Raw genomic sequence first — 15,290 nt, forward strand, 5'->3', positions numbered from 1 at the left:
AATCCGCTCTTTCGTGCTGGTGGCCGATTCGTTCAAGACCCTCGCGCCGGGCTCGTGCGACCGTTTCCGGGTGACTGTGAAATGGGAGGCCGTCGCCCCGTTCCTCGCCGGGCACGGCAGGTTGCTGGACCAGCGGCGGTTCGAGCTGCTGAACGGAAACGGGCGGGCCGAGGAGGTGCTCGCGGCGGTCGCGGCCTACCGGAATCCGGACGGCGGCTACGGCTGGGGCCTGGAACCGGACCTGCGTGCGCCGGAAAGCCAGCCGGGCGGCGCGCTGCACGCGTTCGAGATGTTCGCCGACCTCGCGCCGGTGACCACGCCGCACGCGGTGCAGTTGTGCGACTGGCTGGAATCGGTGTCGTTCCCGGACGGTGGGCTGCCGTTCGCGTTCCCGGTCGCCGACCCGACCGCGTGCGCTCCCTTTTGGACCGGAGCCGATCCGACGGCGTTCTCCTTGCAGAGCACCGCGTTCGTCACGTCCGCGGCGTGGCGGGTCGCCGAGCACGATCCGGCCGTCGCGGCACATCCGTGGCTCGCGCGGGCGACCGAGACGTCCCTGCGGGCGATCCGGGACCTCGAAGAGATGCCGCACGCCATCGAGCTGAGCTTCGCGATCCATCTGCTCGATGCCTCCCGCGACCGGTATCCGGAAGCGGACGAACTCCTGACGAAGCTCGGGAAGTTCTTGCCGGAGAGCGGAATCGTCGCGGTGCAGGGCGGTTCCGAGGGCGAGGTGCTGCGTCCGCTGGACTTCAGCCCGGTGCCCGGCCCGTCGCGGCGGCTGTTCACCGCGGCGGCGATCGAAGCGGATCTGACCCGGCTGGAACAGGGCCAGCAGCCCGACGGCGGCTGGACGGTCGACTTCGCCAGTTTCTCCCCGGCGGCCGCGCTGGACTGGCGCGGTTACGTCACCGTCGGCGCGATCTCCAAGCTGCGCGCCAACGCCCGGCTTTAGGGCCAGAGGCGTTCGCGGACCCAGCCCGCGGGGTCGCGGCGGTAGCGGACCCGGAGGTGTTGCCGGTCGTGCGCGGCCTGCCAGAACTCCACCGATTCCGGCTGGATCAGGTAGCGCGTCCACGTTTCCGGTGCCACGTCCGGGTTCTCCGCTACCCAATCCGCGGCCGCCGCGGCCGCTTCGACGAGCTTCGCCGGATCGGAGAGCACCTCCGACTGATGTCCGACGTACGCCTCGGCGCGCGACGCCGGCGGCCGAGCGAGGAAGTCGTCGGCGGACACCTCGGGCGCGGCCGGGACCACCAAACCGCGCACCCGGACCTGACGTCCGCGGCCGGGCCAGAAGAACGTCAACGCCGCGCGCGGGTTCGCCGCCAGCTGCTGGCCCTTCGGGCTTTCCGAACTGGTCGCGACCGCCCAGCCGTCCTCGCCGACGTTCTTCAGGATCACCACGCGAGCGTCCGGAGCCCCGTCAGCGTCCACTGTGGACAGAGTGACGGCATGCGGGGCCAGCACGTGCTCGCCCGCTTCGGTCAGCCAGNGTCAGCCAGGCGAGGAACAGCTCTTCGGGCGTTTCCGGGGTGTGGTCCGGGTCGAATTCCGGAAGCTGTTCGGGAAACGACTGCCAGCCGCGCAACGAAACCATGTCACCGACCGTACGGCGGTTGGCCCGGCGGCGGGTAATGCGGCGGCCGCGGCCCGGCCGGTCCGGCGGCGGGCGGAGGAGAAGTCCGCGGCATCGGTCCGGACGGAATCTGTCCAGGGAACCCGCCGGGACCCGATTGCGGGGGCTGCCCGTAGGCGGCCTGTTGCTGCTGCCACTGCACCTGCTGGAGAGCCTCGCCCGGCTGCGGGAAACAGAACGTCAGCTTCGCGTTGATCGCGCCGTGCATCGCCGCACCCCAGAGCTTCCCGCCGGTGAACGCGTAGGTCATGCCCGCGTGCGGATCCACCGCGACCATCCGGGTTTCGCCGCCGAACTGGTTGCTCGTCTTCGCGCTCGCCAGCTGCGCGGCGTCCGGGTGCACGCGGCCGACGAGCCCGCAGATCACCACCGACGCGGCGGTCCAGCCGATCGTGCCCTGCACGTTGGCGCGGGCGTGCTGGGTGGCCATGCCGGTGAACTGCCGCAGGGTCGCCGCGTCGACGTCGGAATAGGCGCCCGCGACCACGCAGTAGTTCATCGTGGACAGCATGATCGACTCGGCGAACAGGCCGACCGCGCACGTCACCGGTCCGATCTGGACGGTGTTGAGCCTGCCGCCACTGCGCACCACGCGTTCGGCGACCACCTGCAGGTACTGCTCGGGCGTGAGCACGTCCGCGACCTCCCCGGGCTGAGCGGAATCCGACGTCATCGTCGCACGCGCCGCCTTCGCACGGACTTCACCGGGCATGGTTGACTGTGCCCGCCATGCGCCGACTTCTCGTTCTCGCCCCAGCCCTGGTCCTGCTCGCCGGCTGCGCTCCGTCGAGCCCGGCGAAGGAGACTCCGTCTTCGGCACCGGCGAGTTCCGCGCCGACGTCGGCGGGGCTGCCGCCCGATCCGCAGCCCGTGCGCACCGCGGAGTGCCCGTACCTGTCGAACGAGACGGTGCAGGACGCGAACGGACAGCACGTCACCAAGGTGAGCGTGTCCGACGACGAGCCGCATCCGACGTGCTTTTTCTACCGTCCGGACGGCAGCCTTCAGCTGACCGTGCGGGTGTACGTGGGCAAGAGCGACGTCGCTATCGCGCTGGTCAACAAGGCCGCGCCGGTCGACACGTCGAATCCGGCCACGGAACCGGCGGGATGGAAGGGCGGCTATCAGCCTGTCGGTGACGGGGTGGTTTACGCCGTCGCCAAGGGCGAGGCCGCCGTCGTCGTGACGAGCAACCAGAAGCAGAGCATCAAAGCACGCACAGTGGCGAAAAAGGCTATCGCTGCCCTGAAGCTCTGAGTAACGGGCTCCGCACGGGTGAGTGAAGTTGATCTTGTATTACTCTAAGCAGCACGCGCGGTCCCCCCAACACTCGCGCGGCGGGTGCCCGTCCGGCACCGAATACTTGGTTACCCCTTTTGACGACAAGGACAGATTCGTGGCTGACACCCTCAAGGAAATCCTGCTCGACTCGAGCCGTCGCCCCAACGTGGTCACCGACCTCGGAGAGCTCGTGGACGCCGAGGTCTCCGACAAGGGCGGAGTCTCGGGCGCGGTCGTGAAGACCGGCTTCGCCGCCGTCAAGAAGATCAAGCCGGGCATCATCCCCTCCGCGGTCGACAGCCTGCTGGACGACTTCGCCGGTGCGCTTGAGCCGTTCTACGGCGACTACCGCGCCCAGGGCGGCAACGACTTCGGCGCCTACCTGACCAGCCGCTCGGACGAGGCCTCGGACGCGCTGCTCGGGGTCACCGACAGCCGCGCCGAGCGCAGCAGCCGCGACAGCATCAAGAAGGTCTACTCGAAGCTGCGCCCGAACGGCAAGAAGAACGTCGAGGAGGCGCTGCCGCGTCTCGGCCAGCTGATCGACAAGCACGCCGCCGCGGTCTGAACGGACTGAGCGACATACGAAAAAGGGCCCCGGGAAGCACTTCCCGGGGCCCTTTTCGCGCGTTCAGTTCTTCTTCTCGGCGGCCGACGTGCTCGGCGCCTTGCCGTTCGTCTTCGGTTCGCCCGGCTTGGCGTCCTTCGCGTCCTTGGCTTCCGGAGCCGGCTTCGCGGGCGGGGCGGGGGGAGCGGGCGGGGTGGCCTTCGGCGGAGCCGGCGCGACCGGCGGCTCCTGCTGCCGCGACTTCAGCGCGACGGCGGTGCCGACCGCGACCGCGCCGAGGCCGAGGATCCACGGCCAGCGGCGACGCTTGCGAGTGCCCTTGGCGGCGCTCTTCGCCTCCTCCAGCGCGGCGCGGAACTCCTTCTTCGCCGCCTTGAAGTCCTTCTTGCCGCGGCGCTTCGACTCGCCTGCCGACGCAGCGGCCTTGATCGCGGCCTTCTTGGCCTTGCGGCCCGGCTTCTTCATCTCGGCGATACGGGCGAGTGCTTCCTTGCGCGCCGCGGCGGAGCTCTTCTTCAGCTCCTTGCGGGTCAGCTCCGTCTTCTTCGCCAGCTTGCGCCGGGCCCGGCGGCTGCGCTTCCCCAGCTCCTCCGCGCCGGCCTCGGCGGCCTTCGCGCCCGCCTTGCCCGCCTCGACGACCAGCTTCCGCAGGTCCGCCGAGCCGGACTTGGCCGACTCACCGACCGATTCCACGGCCCGGGTCATGGTCTTCACCTCATCAATCGTTGTGAAACAGATCTGTTGCTTGACATCTATCCTGCCCTTTTTCCGCCCGTACCGCTGCGGCTTCCCGCTGCGGGCCTCGCGGAAACCTCGGGAAAGTGCCTTCTTCCTGGGCCGGTGTCCAGCGCGACGGGCTGGGGACGCCCCCTGAACCCCCCATTTGTGCGAAGGGGTGGCACGATGGCGGCGTGACTGAAAGCGCCCGCAAGGCCACCCTGCACACCAACCAGGGTGACATCCACGTGAACCTGCTGCCCGACCACGCGCCGAAGACCGTGGCGAACTTCGTGGGGCTGGCCACCGGCTCCAAGGAGTACACCCAGCCGAACGCGAAGGGCGGCAACTCCGGTCCGTTCTACGACGGCTCGATCTTCCACCGGGTCATCGACGGCTTCATGATCCAGGGCGGTGACCCGACGGGCACCGGCCGCGGCGGCCCCGGCTACAAGTTCGGCGACGAGTTCCACCCCGAGCTGCAGTTCTCCAAGCCGTACCTGCTGGCCATGGCGAACGCCGGGCCGGGCACCAACGGCTCGCAGTTCTTCATCACCGTCGCGCCGACCTCGCACCTGAACTTCCGGCACACGATCTTCGGCGAGGTCGCCGACCAGGAGTCCCGCGGCGTCGTCGACGCCATCGCGACGACCGCGACCGGACCGGCGGACCGCCCGCTGTCGGACGTGGTCATCGAGAAGATCACCGTCGAAGACTGACGCGCCGCAGGCAGGGATGGGGTTTCGGTAGGTTGGAGTCATCGTGAGCCAACCGCCGAACCCGTCCGCGCCGTCTCTCCCCGGTTGCTGGTGGCATCCGAACCGCCCGACCGGCCTCAGCTGTGCCCGCTGCGGGCGTCCGGCCTGCCCGGACTGCCTGCGCGAAGCCCCCGTGGGGTTTCAGTGCACGGACTGCGTCCAGACCGGGGCGCAACAGCAGAAACATCAGCACCGGCAGTACCGCGACGCCGGAATGGGCTCCCGCACGATCGCCGGGGCCCGGCTTTCGAACTCCTACACCGTCACCGCGACGCTGATCGCGGTGAACGTGGTGATCTTCCTGATCACCGTCATCCAGGCGAAGAGCCTGTTCGACAACAATCTGGCCCTCCTCCAGGTCCGGCTCTACCTGCAGCCGGTGCTCACCCTCGGCGCGGGTGAGTGGTGGCGGGTCTTCACGTCGGGCTTCCTGCACTACGGGCCCATCCACATCGCGGCGAACGCGTTCTCGCTCTGGATGATCGGCCGTGCGCTGGAGCAGGTCTTCGGCAAGATCCGGTACCTGGCGCTCTACTTCGTGTCGATGCTCGGCGCCTCCACCGCGGTGCTGCTTTTCGGCGACGGCACGCCGACCGTGGGCGCGTCCGGCGCGATCTTCGGGCTGCTCGGCAGCTACGCGGTGATCACCCTCAAACTGCGGCTGAACCCGACCGCGCTGCTCATCAACCTGGTGATCAACGCCTACATCACTTTCTCCATCCCCGGCATTTCGATCTGGGCGCACGTCGGCGGCCTTGTCACCGGGGCACTGGTGACGGCTGCGATGCTCTACGCCCCGGCCCGCAATCTGGTCCGGTGGCAGGCGATCGGCACCGCCGTCGTCGCGATCGCGCTCGTCGGGCTGATCGGGTGGCGAGCCACCGAGTTCCCCTCGCTGGATTGCTCTCCGCAGCTGGTCCAGGGGGACTACAAGTACTTCTGCAAGTCCTCAGGCTCCAGCTGAGCGAGCCCGCAGTTCGGCGAGCACGTCCAGCACGTCGCGAGGATCCTCGCCGAGGTCGGTCTGCCCGAAGATGAACAGCTGCTCGTCACGCTCCAGTTCGAGCGTCACACCGTCGCGGCCGAGGCGGCGGGTGCTGCGCAGCCGGACCGTCGTGCCGGTCCAGGGGAGCCGGTGCGTGCCGGTGAGCGTGCGGGCCCGCAGCCCCGCCGAGTCGGCGGACAGGCGGGGCCGCACGAGCGTCCAGTGGACCGCGAACGCGCCGACGGCCAGCGTCGCGAGGCCGGTGAGCACCGCGCCCTTGCCGTCGCCGAAGAGCGCGTCCAGGACGGTTCCGGCCAGCAGCAACGTGGCCAGGCCCCACGCCACTACCACGAGGTTCCGGCGCGGGGCCCATGAGGCCGAGTGGTTATCCACAGGGGTTATCCACACTGGGGATGAGTCACACCGGTGTGATTCGGTGTCAATCGGCCGACCGGAGCAAAGCTGATCCGGCGGATGGTCAGCGCCACCGCATCGTCATCAGCAGGCCGGCGATCATCGCGGCGAATCCGATCGCGAAATTCCAGTTTCCGAGCTCGCTGAGGAACGAAACTTTGTCGCCTGCGATGTAGTTCACGACCAGCCACACCAGCCCGAGGAGCATGAGGCCGAACATGACGATCTTGTAGAACAGGTTCGACGGTCCCGCGGCCTGGACCTTCACCGGGGTGCGGCGGTCGACAGGCGGGGTGTACGCGGTCTTCTTGCGGACCTTCGACTTCGGCATCGTTTCCTCGCGTGCTCTCGGGCATTCCTGGTGGCGGCATCCTGGACGAGGTCCCGCTGTCGGGGTGCGCAACCAGCGCCACGTGCACACGTTAACGTAAAGGACGGCTCCGCAGCACCGGGCGGGAGCGGTCGGGTTTCTCAGACTGTGACAACAGCGCCACCTGGAGTGCCGGGCAGGACTCCGGCCGGGCGCGGGAGGAGCTTGCGTGACGCCGCAAGATTGGCCGGGCGAGGACGACCGCCGCCCCGGCACGGGACCTGACCGCCCGGTCCGCCGCCAGGCGCCGCCGCCGAGAAGGCAGTCCGGGGAGACCCCGCCGCGGCGAAGAGTGGCCGGCGACCCGGGTCGGAGATCACCCGAACAGCGCACGCCGATCGACCGGGGCGGACCGCGCCGGGACGGCGGCGAAAACCGGCCCGGGCAGGGCGGGACGGGCGAAGGCAGGCCCCGCGAGGGTGACCCCCGCGGCGGTGATTTCGGCGGCCCGCGCGAGGCCGGACCTCGCCGTCCCGCCGAGTTCCGGGCCGAAGGAACCCCGCCGCGACGCCCCGCCGAATCGCGCCGTACCGGGGAATTCCGCGCCCAGTCCGGGGATCTCGGCGAACGTCCCCGCCGTCAGCCGGAAGAAGGACGGCAGATGCCTCGCCGGGTGGGGGCCGCGGCCCCGGATCCGTCCCGGCGGCGGATGACCGGCCCGGACTTCGCCGAGCAGCCGACCGAGGTGTTCTCCGCGGTCGCGGTTGAAGACAAGGACGACAAGAAGGCGAAAAAGACCCCGCCGCCGCTGGGCAAGGGCGGGCTCGCGATCCGCACCGCGGGCGAAATCTTCATCACGCTCGGCGTGGTCGTGCTGCTGTTCATGGTGTACGAGGTGTGGGTCACCGACCTGTTCTCCGCCGAGAAACAGCACACCGCGAGCGACCAGCTCGACGGCGACTGGGCGAAGGACCGCACGCTGCACCCCGAGCTGATCGACGGCAAGGCGTTCGCGCGCATCCACATCCCCTCGTTCGGGGCGGACTTCAACTTCACCATCCAGGAAGGCACCGGAGAGGATTCGCTGGCGGTCGGCCCCGGCCACTACAAGGGCACCGCGCTACCGGGCGAACCGGGCAACTTCGGCATCGCCGGGCACCGCGTCGGCAAGGGCGCGCCGTTCAACGACCTGGACAACCTGAGCTCCTGCGACCAGATCGTGATCGAAACGCACACCGATTTCTTCATCTACCAGGTGCTGCCCTACGACGACGAGATCAAGGGCTGGAGCAGCGGCAAGGGCGCGCAGCCGGAGTGCAAGGGCGTGTCGACGCTGCGCAACTCGAGCATCCCCGGCGGCGGCCCGTACGACGAGACGTTCGGCCGCAAGGTCGTCCAGCCGAGCCAGGGCGAAGCGGTGAACCCGGTGCCGTACAAGCCGGCCGGGGCGTTGCCGAAGGCGCAGCAGGCTTCGCTGCTCACGCTCACCACATGTCACCCGCAGTTCTCGGCGAAGGAACGGCTGATCATCACCTCGGTGCTGACCCGCCAGGTGCCGAAGACGCAGGTGCCGGATTACACGACGTTGCTGAAGAAGATCGGAGTCGCGTCCTGATGTACGGCTGGCTCTGGCGGCATCTGCCCGGTCCGTTCGCGGTGAAATTCGCGATCGCGCTCGTGCTGGTGCTCGGAATCGTGGCGCTGCTGATGTTCGTGGTGTTCCCGTGGCTGGACCCGCTGCTGTGGTTCAACAACGTGTCGGTGAACAACTGAGGTTCGGGGTCTTCCTGGTCTCGGGCCGCTTCCCGGGACAGGACGACGCCGCCGTACTGCGGCGCACCGTCCGCGCGGCCGGTGCGGCCGAAGCCGCCGGTTTCGACGACGTGTGGCTGGCCGAGCACCACTTCATGCCGTATGGCGTGTGCCCGTCGGCCATCACGCTCGCCGCGCACGTGCTCGGCCAGACGTCGCGAATCGGCGTCGGTACGGCGGTGAGCGTGCTGTCCACGACGCATCCGGTCGCGTTGGCCGAGCAGTGGTCCATGCTCGACGCCATCTCCGACGGCCGCCTGCGGTTGGGCATCGGCCGAGGTGGGCCATGGCAGGACCTGGAGGTCTTCGGCACCGGATTGCCGCGCTACGAAACGGGTTTCGCGGAGTCTCTGGATCTTCTGCTGACCGCCGCCGGTGGTCGAGTCTCGGCCCGGGGTTCGCATTTCTCCTTCCGCGAGGTACAGCTGCGCCCGGCTCCGCAGCGCGCTCCCCAAGTCGTGGTGGCCTGCGGCGGGCCGACTTCTTCCGCGGTCCGGCTGGCTGCGGAACGTGAGCTGCCGTTGTTGCTGGGCCTGCACGCGGATGATGCGGAGAAGGCGGCCACCGTTGCTGCTTACGGTGCGCCTGCGGACCATGTGTCGACAGTGCTGTGCCAGGTCGGCGACAATGCTTCGGCGGTGGTGCGCCGCGCTTTGCCGGGATGGCTGGCGGACGGCTTAGCCGCTCACGTGCCGGTGGACGACCGGCCTGGGCCGGCTCGGGATCCTTGGGAGTACACGGAAAAGCTGTGCGCGATCCATCCGGTTGGTCCGGTCGGCCACTGCGTCGAAACTGTGCGGACGAGTCTTGAGCGCACTGGGGTGTCCCACGTGATCATGTTCGTGGAAGCGTCCGGCACGGCGGAGGGGACGATGGCGAACATCGCGCGGATCGGTGCCGAGGTGTTGCCCGCGCTGCGGGGGCACGAGCCTTCTGGCCTCTAGGTCGCAGGTTCGAGTCCTGGGCGTCGAGTGCGCTGGCGTGGATCAATGCGAACCGGCACGAGGACATAGCCGACAATCCGGAGCCGCCATGAAGCCCCGAACATTCGTGATCGTTGGCACTCTGACTAACGCGATGATGGCCGACAAGGGATGCCCGAACGAGCTTGCGCCGATGCGTTATCGACGCGACGTACATGGGGTTCGGCTTGCTGGCAATCGGCGCACTCGCCCTCGTCGGCCATGCCGTTGCCGGTACGACGCCGCGGTCAGCGGCTGAATCCAGCTGAGGCTGGCGTGATTGCTGCTGAGATCAGCGCAGCCGAAGGACTGGCCTGCTCNCTGCTCAGAGCAATCTCCTGAGCAGGCCAGTCCTCAAGCCTGAACCGGACTCAGCAGTCCCGCAGTTCGGGGCTCTGGTTCAGCAACTGCCCCCGGGGCGAAACGAACGCCTGGTACCGATCCCCGTCCGTGTCCCGGAAAACAGCCACCCGGTGGCAGTTCTGGAACGCCAGCTTCACCCCGAAATGCCGTTCCAGCCCGCCCCGGATCGCGTCCGAGGCCAGTGCCCGCAGCAGTTGCCCGCGGGCGGTCTCGTCCGGCGGCGGGGTTTCGTTGTCCGCGAATCCGTCCGCGGCGGTGTCTGCTTCCGCGATCACTCCGGTGATGACCTCCCACGCGTACGGCAGCGATTCCCGCACGCAGGCCACGAACTCGGCGTCGGAGACCTCCCCGCGTTCGGCCTTTTCCAGCAGCGCGGGCGATACGTCCAAGGACAAGACAACCTCCATGGTCAGCGGTACCCCTCAGAGCTACCGGCCCGCCGGACCCGGCCACAAGAGAAAACGAGTTTCATCACCACTTTGGTGGATCACTCCCACCGGAACAGCCGCACGGCGAGCACCGTTCCGCCGAGCGCGAAGGCGGCCAACGCGGCGAACTGCAGCGGCTGTCCGCCATCGCCGACCCAGGCGTCTTGCAACGGCTGGGTGCCGGGCGGCACGTAGGCACCGATTTTCTGGATCACCGCGGGCAACAGCGGTCGTGGCAGATAGACGCCGCCCAGGAACATGATGGGGAAGAAGGCGATCATCGCCAGTCCGCCGGCGGCTTTGCCGGTGCGGGCGAGGGAAGCGGCGATCAGGCCTAGCGCGAAGACCGAGACCAGGCCGAGCAGCAGGGCCAGCAGGAAGAGCCCGGGATGTTTCGGGATCGGCACGGCGAACGCGATTTTCGCGGTGCCGAGCATCAGCAGCACCCCGGCCAGTGCGACGGCGGCGTGGATCAGCACTTGCGCGAGCAGGAGGTGCGCTGGCGGCACGGGCGTCGTGGCGAGGCGGCGGAGGACGCCGTGCTCGCGGTAGGTCGCGACGGCCGCCGGGATCACTTGGAGGCCCAGCATCGCCAGCGCGATCACGACCAGCGACGGCACCCACAGGTCGACAAATCGGTAGCCGCCGGTGGCGGGGCTGGGTTCCCGCATTCCGGGGATCGAGCCGACGCCCAGCAGGACCCCGGTCGGCAGGAAGACGCCCAGGATCGCCCACAGCGGCGTGCGCAGGAACAGTTTCGCTTCGGTAATCAGCAAAGTACGCATCGGAAGATCTCCTTCAGCCGCGAGTGAGAGCGACGAACGCTTCGTGCAGGTTCGGCCGTCCGGTGTCGGCGAGCAGTTCGGCGGGGGTGCCGGTGGCGACGACCCGGCCTCGGTCCAGCAGCACTAGGCGGTCGCACAGCCGTTGCGCCTCGTCCATGAAGTGCGTGACCAGCACGACCGTCACCCCGGAAGCACGCACGTTCTCGACCAGTTGCCAGGTTTCCTGCCGGGCGTGCGGGTCGAGGCCGGTGGTCAGTTCGTCGAGAATGGCCAGTTCGGGGTTGCCGACCAGGGCGAGTGCGATGGACAACCGCTGCCGCAGACCGCCGGAGAGCTTGCCGAAGGCGATGTCGCGGTGGGCGTCGAGGCCGAGCCGGGTCAGCAGAGCGTCGATGTCGGCCGGGTCGGGATAAAACGACGCGAACAGTGACAGCGCCTCACGGACCCGCAGTTTCTCCGGCAGGCGTGCGTCCTGCAGTTGGGTGCCGACGCGGCGGCGCAGTTCGGCGGTGTCGCGCGCGGGATCCAGGCCCAGTACGGAAATGGTGCCGGAGTCTGGCGCACGCAGGCCCTGGAGACATTCGACCGCGGTGGTCTTCCCGGCGCCGTTCGTGCCGAGAACGCCGAAGATCTCGCCGCGGTCGACGGAGAACGAGACGCCGTCGACCACGACCCGGCCCCCGTAGGCCTTGCGGAGTTCGGAAACTTCGATGAGTCGCATGCGAACGACGCTAGAAGCGCGCGCGGTCCGGCAGAATGAGCCGGAAACCCCGGTTGAGGTGGGGTTTTGCGGGCATCGGGGTGGGGCTGGGGCCACCCCGTACCGGGAGCTGGAGCCAGGGCCGGCGAAGGCCGCAGCGGCGAGACTGAGGAGCGAAAGGGGGTGCCATGACGTCGGTGCGGCGCGCGTGGGCACTCGCCGGTCTCGCGGTGGTGAGCTGGGTTGACGTCCTGCTCGAACTGATCGCGTTCGCGCTGTTGTGCGTCGGCCTCGTGCTCTTCTTCTCGCCGGTGGTCGAGCTCGCGCGCGTCCGGTCGCGGCACGCGCGGGAGCTGGTCGGCCGATGGACCGGACGGGAGATCCCGAGTCCGTACCGGCCTGCTCCGCCGGAGCCGGAACGCGAGCGCGACGGCTGGTATCGCGACGGCACCCAGCTCTACCGGCGGGCGTGGTGGATCCGCTGGAATCGACGTTTCACGTGGATCATGGAGGATCCGGCGACCGGCCGGGAGTTCGGCTGGCAGCTGCTGAACCCGCCGGTCGCGCTGGTTTTCGCGGTGTTTTCGCTGGTCGCCGGGCCCGTCGCGCTGCGCGGGTATGCCCGGTGGACCGGGTTCTGGCTCGGTCCGCACGCACCGCGCGGGAAGAGCTGGCTCAGCCGCCGGTTCGACGCGTTCGGATATCAGCTCGGGCTGTGGGCGATTTCCCTGGCGCAGCTGGGCATGACGGTCGCCCAGGTTGTCGTGCTGTCCGGCGCGGTGGTGGTGTTTCCGACTGTCACGCTGGCCAGCCGCGCGGTCGCCGACACCTTCCGCCGCGAAGCGGAGCGCTGGACCGGGGTGCGGATCGCCCAGCCGTACCTGCCGCCGCCCGCGTTGCCGGTGCCGCGCGGCGACGGGCTGTACCAGTTCGGCAAGCAGTTGTACGAGGAACCGTGGTGGCCGATGCTGCGCGCCCGGATCCATTGGGTGCTCCACGACCGCGCGACCTGGCGGGACATGGCAGCCGCGGTGGTGTTGCCGGTGGCGACTCCGGTGTTGTGGGTGCCGTCGGCGGCGCTGGTTTTCTGGGGGAGCTACGGCCTGGTCGCGCTGTGGATCACCGGTACGCACGGCTGGTTCGGGATGGTCGGACTGCCCGAGGTGACGAGCACCGGCGGAGCGTTCGCGATGACGCCGGTGGCGTTGGCGGCGGTGTTCGCCGGACTGCTGCCGACGCCATGGCTCGCCAGGTACCAGGCGAAACTCGGCCGATGGCTGCTCGGTCCGACCGAGGCGTCCCGGCTCGCGCAGCGCGTGCGCCGGCTGGACCAGACCCGGGTCGAGGTCAACGTCGCGCAGGCCGCTGAACTGCGCAGGATCGAACGCGACCTGCATGACGGCATCCAATCGCGGCTGGTCGCGATGGGGATGAAGCTCGGCGCGGTGGAAGCGTTGATCGAGCACGACCCGGACAAGGCGAAACAGCTGGCTGCCGAGCTGCGGGAAGCGTCGTCGGAGGCGCTCACCGAGTTGCGATCGCTGGTGCGCGGCATCCATCCGCCGGTGTTGTCAGAGCGCGGACTGGTGGACTCGGTGCGGGCGGCGGCGCTGGACAGTCCGCTGAAAGTCGAGGTCACGGCGTCGGTGCCGGGTCGGCTCGAACAGCCGGCGGAGGCTTGTGCGTACTTCGCGGTGTGCGAATTGCTTGGCAACGCGGCAAAACATGGCGGGGCCCGGCGCGCGTCGGTGGTGCTGGAGTACTTCGAGGGGCTCCTGCGCGCGACTGTGACCGACGACGGCAAAGGCGGCGCGGACGCCGCGCGCGGCACGGGTTTGCGCGGGATCGAGCGGAGGCTGTCCGGATTCGCCGGTAGGTTAGCGCTGACCAGCCCGCCGGGCGGCCCGACGGCGGCGATTGTGGAGGTGCCGTGCCAGCTCGACCCCGGACCGTCGTCGCCGAGGACCAGTACCTCCTCCGAGACGGCCTGACCCACCTTCTCGTCGCGCACGGCTTCGACGTCGTCGCGGCGGTCGGTTCCGGGCCGGAACTGGCTGCCGCGCTTCGCGAACACCAGCCGGACGTGTCCATTGTGGACGTCCGGATGCCGCCGACCAACACCGACGAGGGTCTGCAGGTCGCGCTTGCTGCTCGCCGGGAGACACCCGGGCTGCCGATTCTCGTGCTGTCGCAACACGTCGAGCAGCTGTACGCGCGCGAGCTTCTGGCGGACGGCACCGGCGCGGTCGGTTATCTGCTGAAGGATCGCGTATTCAACGCGGAGCAGTTCATCGACGCGGTTCGCCGGGTCGCCGCGGGCGGTACGGCGATGGATCCGGAAGTGATCGCGAAACTGGTGGCTGGCAACGCTTCGGACCCATTGGCGGTCTTGACGCCACGGGAACGCGAGGTGCTCGGCCTGATGGCGGAAGGCTGTTCGAACGCCGCGATCGCCGGCCGGTTGCACTTCAGCGAGGGCGCGGTCGGCAAACACACCGCGAATATCTTCGCCAAGCTGGGCATTTCCGCCTCGGACGACACGAATCGCCGGGTGTCGGCCGTGCTGAAGTTCCTCGGTTCTAGCTGAACGGCACCCGCACCGCGGGCGGCAGCGGTTCGGCGTCCGGGCGAGCCCGGAAAGACTGGATCAGAAGCGCCGACGCACCGCTGCGATCCGCGCGGAAGCCCTGCTCACGGGCGTGCGCCGCGGTGAGCTTCTCCAGCACCAGTACGAAACCCTGCCACGGCGCAACCGCCGCCATGCCCTCCTCGACGATTGACGAGCACAGCGCCAGCTCCTCGGCGAACGCTTTGGTGATGAGCGCGTCTTTGGTCGGAGAACGCCGATAAACCGTCGCGACGCTCGCCTCGGCCTGCCGCGCGATCTCCCGCATCGGCACGCCGTATCCGCTGGAAAGTTCGCATTTCCGGGTTTTCCGCGGGCGAAACCGCCATCCGGTCCGGGGCGCGCGCAATGCCGGTGACCCTCCCGTTCCGGACCGGGTACGACGCTGCGGGAGTGGTGGACGAGCCCGGTGCCCACGTCTTCGGGATGACCGCCGCGAATCGTCGTGGCGCCAACGCCGAATACGCCGTTCTGGCGCACTGGGCAGCCAAACCGGACGCGTGGAGCTGGGTTGAGGCAGGCGGTGCCGCGGAACGATCCTGGTGCACGGTGCGGCGGGTGGGGTCGGCACGGTCGCGGTCCAGTTGGCGATCGCCCGCGGTGCCACCGTGATCGGCACGGCGAGCCCGCACAACCACGATTTCCTGCGTTTCCTCGGCGCCGAGCCGACGACTTACAGTCCGGGGCTGGTCGAGCGAGTCCGCTCGTGACGATCGCCGACCTCACCACACTGCGCCACGGCGTGCACTTCTCGCACAGCGCCGCGATCCCCGGTGCGGATCCGCTGGCAGTACACGGCCTTGCCACGGCAGTAAAGCTCGCTGAGGAAGGACGCTTAAGCATCCCCGTCGCAGCGACCTTCCCGCTGAGCGAAGCCGCGGCCGCGCACGGATTGAGCGAAACCAGGCACGCTCGCGGGAAGATCGTCTACGTGACCTGAAT

The 15,290-nt window shown here is 69.0% G+C and carries 18 protein-coding genes and 2 pseudogenes; 11 read left to right on the forward strand and 9 right to left on the reverse strand.

All coding sequences use genetic code 11. The annotated features are described in order from the left end of the window. Positions 1–70 precede the first annotated feature (70 nt). On the forward strand, positions 71–955 hold the full coding sequence (locus A4R44_RS09370) for a hypothetical protein (RefSeq protein WP_067578719.1): 885 nt from the start codon (positions 71–73) through the stop codon (positions 953–955). On the opposite strand, the pseudogene A4R44_RS09375 reads toward A4R44_RS09370, so the two are convergent. Both A4R44_RS09375 and A4R44_RS09380 read right to left on the reverse strand, forming a co-directional pair. Beyond that, positions 952–1,600: pseudogene (locus tag A4R44_RS09375) on the reverse strand (pyridoxal 5'-phosphate synthase). The gene A4R44_RS09370 and the pseudogene A4R44_RS09375 overlap by 4 nt on opposite strands. Before the next feature lies 1 nt (position 1,601). Beyond that, positions 1,602–2,273 (reverse strand): hypothetical protein, encoded by a 672-nt coding sequence (locus A4R44_RS09380; protein ID WP_067578725.1) that lies wholly within the window; start codon positions 2,271–2,273, stop codon positions 1,602–1,604. Positions 2,274–2,368: 95 nt separating this feature from the next. Between A4R44_RS09380 and A4R44_RS09385 the strand changes: the two genes are divergently transcribed. Together A4R44_RS09385 and A4R44_RS09390 are read left to right on the forward strand one after the other, a co-directional pair. Further along, complete coding sequence (locus A4R44_RS09385; RefSeq protein ID WP_198545230.1) at positions 2,369–2,896, forward strand: DUF2020 domain-containing protein; 528 nt, start codon at positions 2,369–2,371, stop codon at positions 2,894–2,896. Positions 2,897–3,035: 139 nt separating this feature from the next. After that, the gene (locus A4R44_RS09390) at positions 3,036–3,488 is read left to right on the forward strand and encodes a hypothetical protein (protein WP_067578357.1); all 453 of its coding nucleotides are present in this window, start codon (positions 3,036–3,038) and stop codon (positions 3,486–3,488) included. Between the two features lie 63 nt (positions 3,489–3,551). On the opposite strand, the gene A4R44_RS09395 is transcribed toward A4R44_RS09390, so the two are convergent. Continuing rightward, on the reverse strand, positions 3,552–4,193 hold the full coding sequence (locus A4R44_RS09395) for a hypothetical protein (RefSeq protein ID WP_198545231.1): 642 nt from the start codon (positions 4,191–4,193) through the stop codon (positions 3,552–3,554). 206 nt (positions 4,194–4,399) lie between these two features. On the opposite strand from A4R44_RS09395, the gene A4R44_RS09400 reads away from it, so the two are divergent. Both A4R44_RS09400 and A4R44_RS09405 read left to right on the forward strand, forming a co-directional pair. Then, the gene (locus A4R44_RS09400; RefSeq protein WP_037809177.1) at positions 4,400–4,924 is read left to right on the forward strand and encodes a peptidylprolyl isomerase; all 525 of its coding nucleotides are present in this window, start codon (positions 4,400–4,402) and stop codon (positions 4,922–4,924) included. 43 nt (positions 4,925–4,967) lie between these two features. Next, the gene (locus A4R44_RS09405; protein ID WP_067578359.1) at positions 4,968–5,927 is read left to right on the forward strand and encodes a rhomboid family intramembrane serine protease; all 960 of its coding nucleotides are present in this window, start codon (positions 4,968–4,970) and stop codon (positions 5,925–5,927) included. On the opposite strand, the gene A4R44_RS09410 is transcribed toward A4R44_RS09405, so the two are convergent. Continuing rightward, positions 5,913–6,293, reverse strand: coding sequence for a PH domain-containing protein (locus A4R44_RS09410; protein WP_232791547.1), 381 nt, complete (start codon positions 6,291–6,293; stop codon positions 5,913–5,915). The two genes, A4R44_RS09405 and A4R44_RS09410, sit on opposite strands and share 15 nt — an antisense overlap. Positions 6,294–6,426: 133 nt before the next feature. Beyond that, positions 6,427–6,693: a cell division protein CrgA gene (gene crgA, locus A4R44_RS09415; protein ID WP_037809181.1), complete on the reverse strand. Its 267-nt coding sequence runs from the start codon at positions 6,691–6,693 to the stop codon at positions 6,427–6,429. A 640-nt stretch (positions 6,694–7,333) separates the two neighbouring features. Between crgA and A4R44_RS09420 the strand changes: the two genes are divergently transcribed. Genes A4R44_RS09420 through A4R44_RS09425 form a run of 3 tightly spaced genes read left to right on the forward strand, consistent with a single transcriptional unit; the run spans position 7,334 to position 9,428 of the window. Continuing rightward, a complete protein-coding gene (locus tag A4R44_RS09420; RefSeq protein ID WP_167545202.1) occupies positions 7,334–8,287 on the forward strand; it encodes a class E sortase in 954 nt (317 codons plus the stop codon). Next, entirely contained in the window at positions 8,287–8,445 is a 159-nt protein-coding gene (locus A4R44_RS48895; RefSeq protein ID WP_093572273.1) for a hypothetical protein, read from the forward strand. Before A4R44_RS09420 ends, A4R44_RS48895 begins: the two co-directional genes overlap by 1 nt. Further along, positions 8,415–9,428, forward strand: a complete 1,014-nt coding sequence (locus A4R44_RS09425; RefSeq protein ID WP_232791548.1) for an LLM class flavin-dependent oxidoreductase — start codon at positions 8,415–8,417, stop codon at positions 9,426–9,428. Before A4R44_RS48895 ends, A4R44_RS09425 begins: the two co-directional genes overlap by 31 nt. 389 nt (positions 9,429–9,817) lie before the next feature. Here A4R44_RS09425 and A4R44_RS09430 read toward each other — a convergent pair whose 3' ends face one another. From A4R44_RS09430 to A4R44_RS09440, 3 genes are all read right to left on the reverse strand, one after another. Continuing rightward, positions 9,818–10,204: an SCO5389 family protein gene (locus A4R44_RS09430; protein ID WP_067578735.1), complete on the reverse strand. Its 387-nt coding sequence runs from the start codon at positions 10,202–10,204 to the stop codon at positions 9,818–9,820. A 92-nt stretch (positions 10,205–10,296) separates the two neighbouring features. Then, on the reverse strand, positions 10,297–11,022 hold the full coding sequence (locus A4R44_RS09435) for an ABC transporter permease (RefSeq protein WP_067578363.1): 726 nt from the start codon (positions 11,020–11,022) through the stop codon (positions 10,297–10,299). A 13-nt stretch (positions 11,023–11,035) separates the two neighbouring features. Then, on the reverse strand, positions 11,036–11,743 hold the full coding sequence (locus A4R44_RS09440; RefSeq protein WP_067578365.1) for an ABC transporter ATP-binding protein: 708 nt from the start codon (positions 11,741–11,743) through the stop codon (positions 11,036–11,038). A gap of 167 nt (positions 11,744–11,910) precedes the next feature. On the opposite strand from A4R44_RS09440, the gene A4R44_RS09445 reads away from it, so the two are divergent. Then, entirely contained in the window at positions 11,911–13,713 is a 1,803-nt protein-coding gene (locus A4R44_RS09445; RefSeq protein ID WP_067578367.1) for a sensor histidine kinase, read from the forward strand. Continuing rightward, positions 13,653–14,309: a response regulator transcription factor gene (locus A4R44_RS09450; protein WP_067578369.1), complete on the forward strand. Its 657-nt coding sequence runs from the start codon at positions 13,653–13,655 to the stop codon at positions 14,307–14,309. Before A4R44_RS09445 ends, A4R44_RS09450 begins: the two co-directional genes overlap by 61 nt. Here A4R44_RS09450 and A4R44_RS09455 read toward each other — a convergent pair. Continuing rightward, positions 14,302–14,616, reverse strand: coding sequence for a TetR family transcriptional regulator (locus A4R44_RS09455; protein ID WP_107648835.1), 315 nt, complete (start codon positions 14,614–14,616; stop codon positions 14,302–14,304). The genes A4R44_RS09450 and A4R44_RS09455 overlap by 8 nt on opposite strands. On the opposite strand from A4R44_RS09455, the pseudogene A4R44_RS52255 reads away from it, so the two are divergent. After that, positions 14,613–15,288: pseudogene (locus A4R44_RS52255) on the forward strand (zinc-binding dehydrogenase); the annotation flags it as partial. The gene A4R44_RS09455 and the pseudogene A4R44_RS52255 overlap by 4 nt on opposite strands. Between the last annotated feature and the right edge of the window lie 2 nt (positions 15,289–15,290).

The organism is Amycolatopsis sp. M39 (assembly GCF_001651785.1).
Lineage (GTDB): Bacteria > Actinomycetota > Actinomycetes > Mycobacteriales > Pseudonocardiaceae > Amycolatopsis > Amycolatopsis rubida.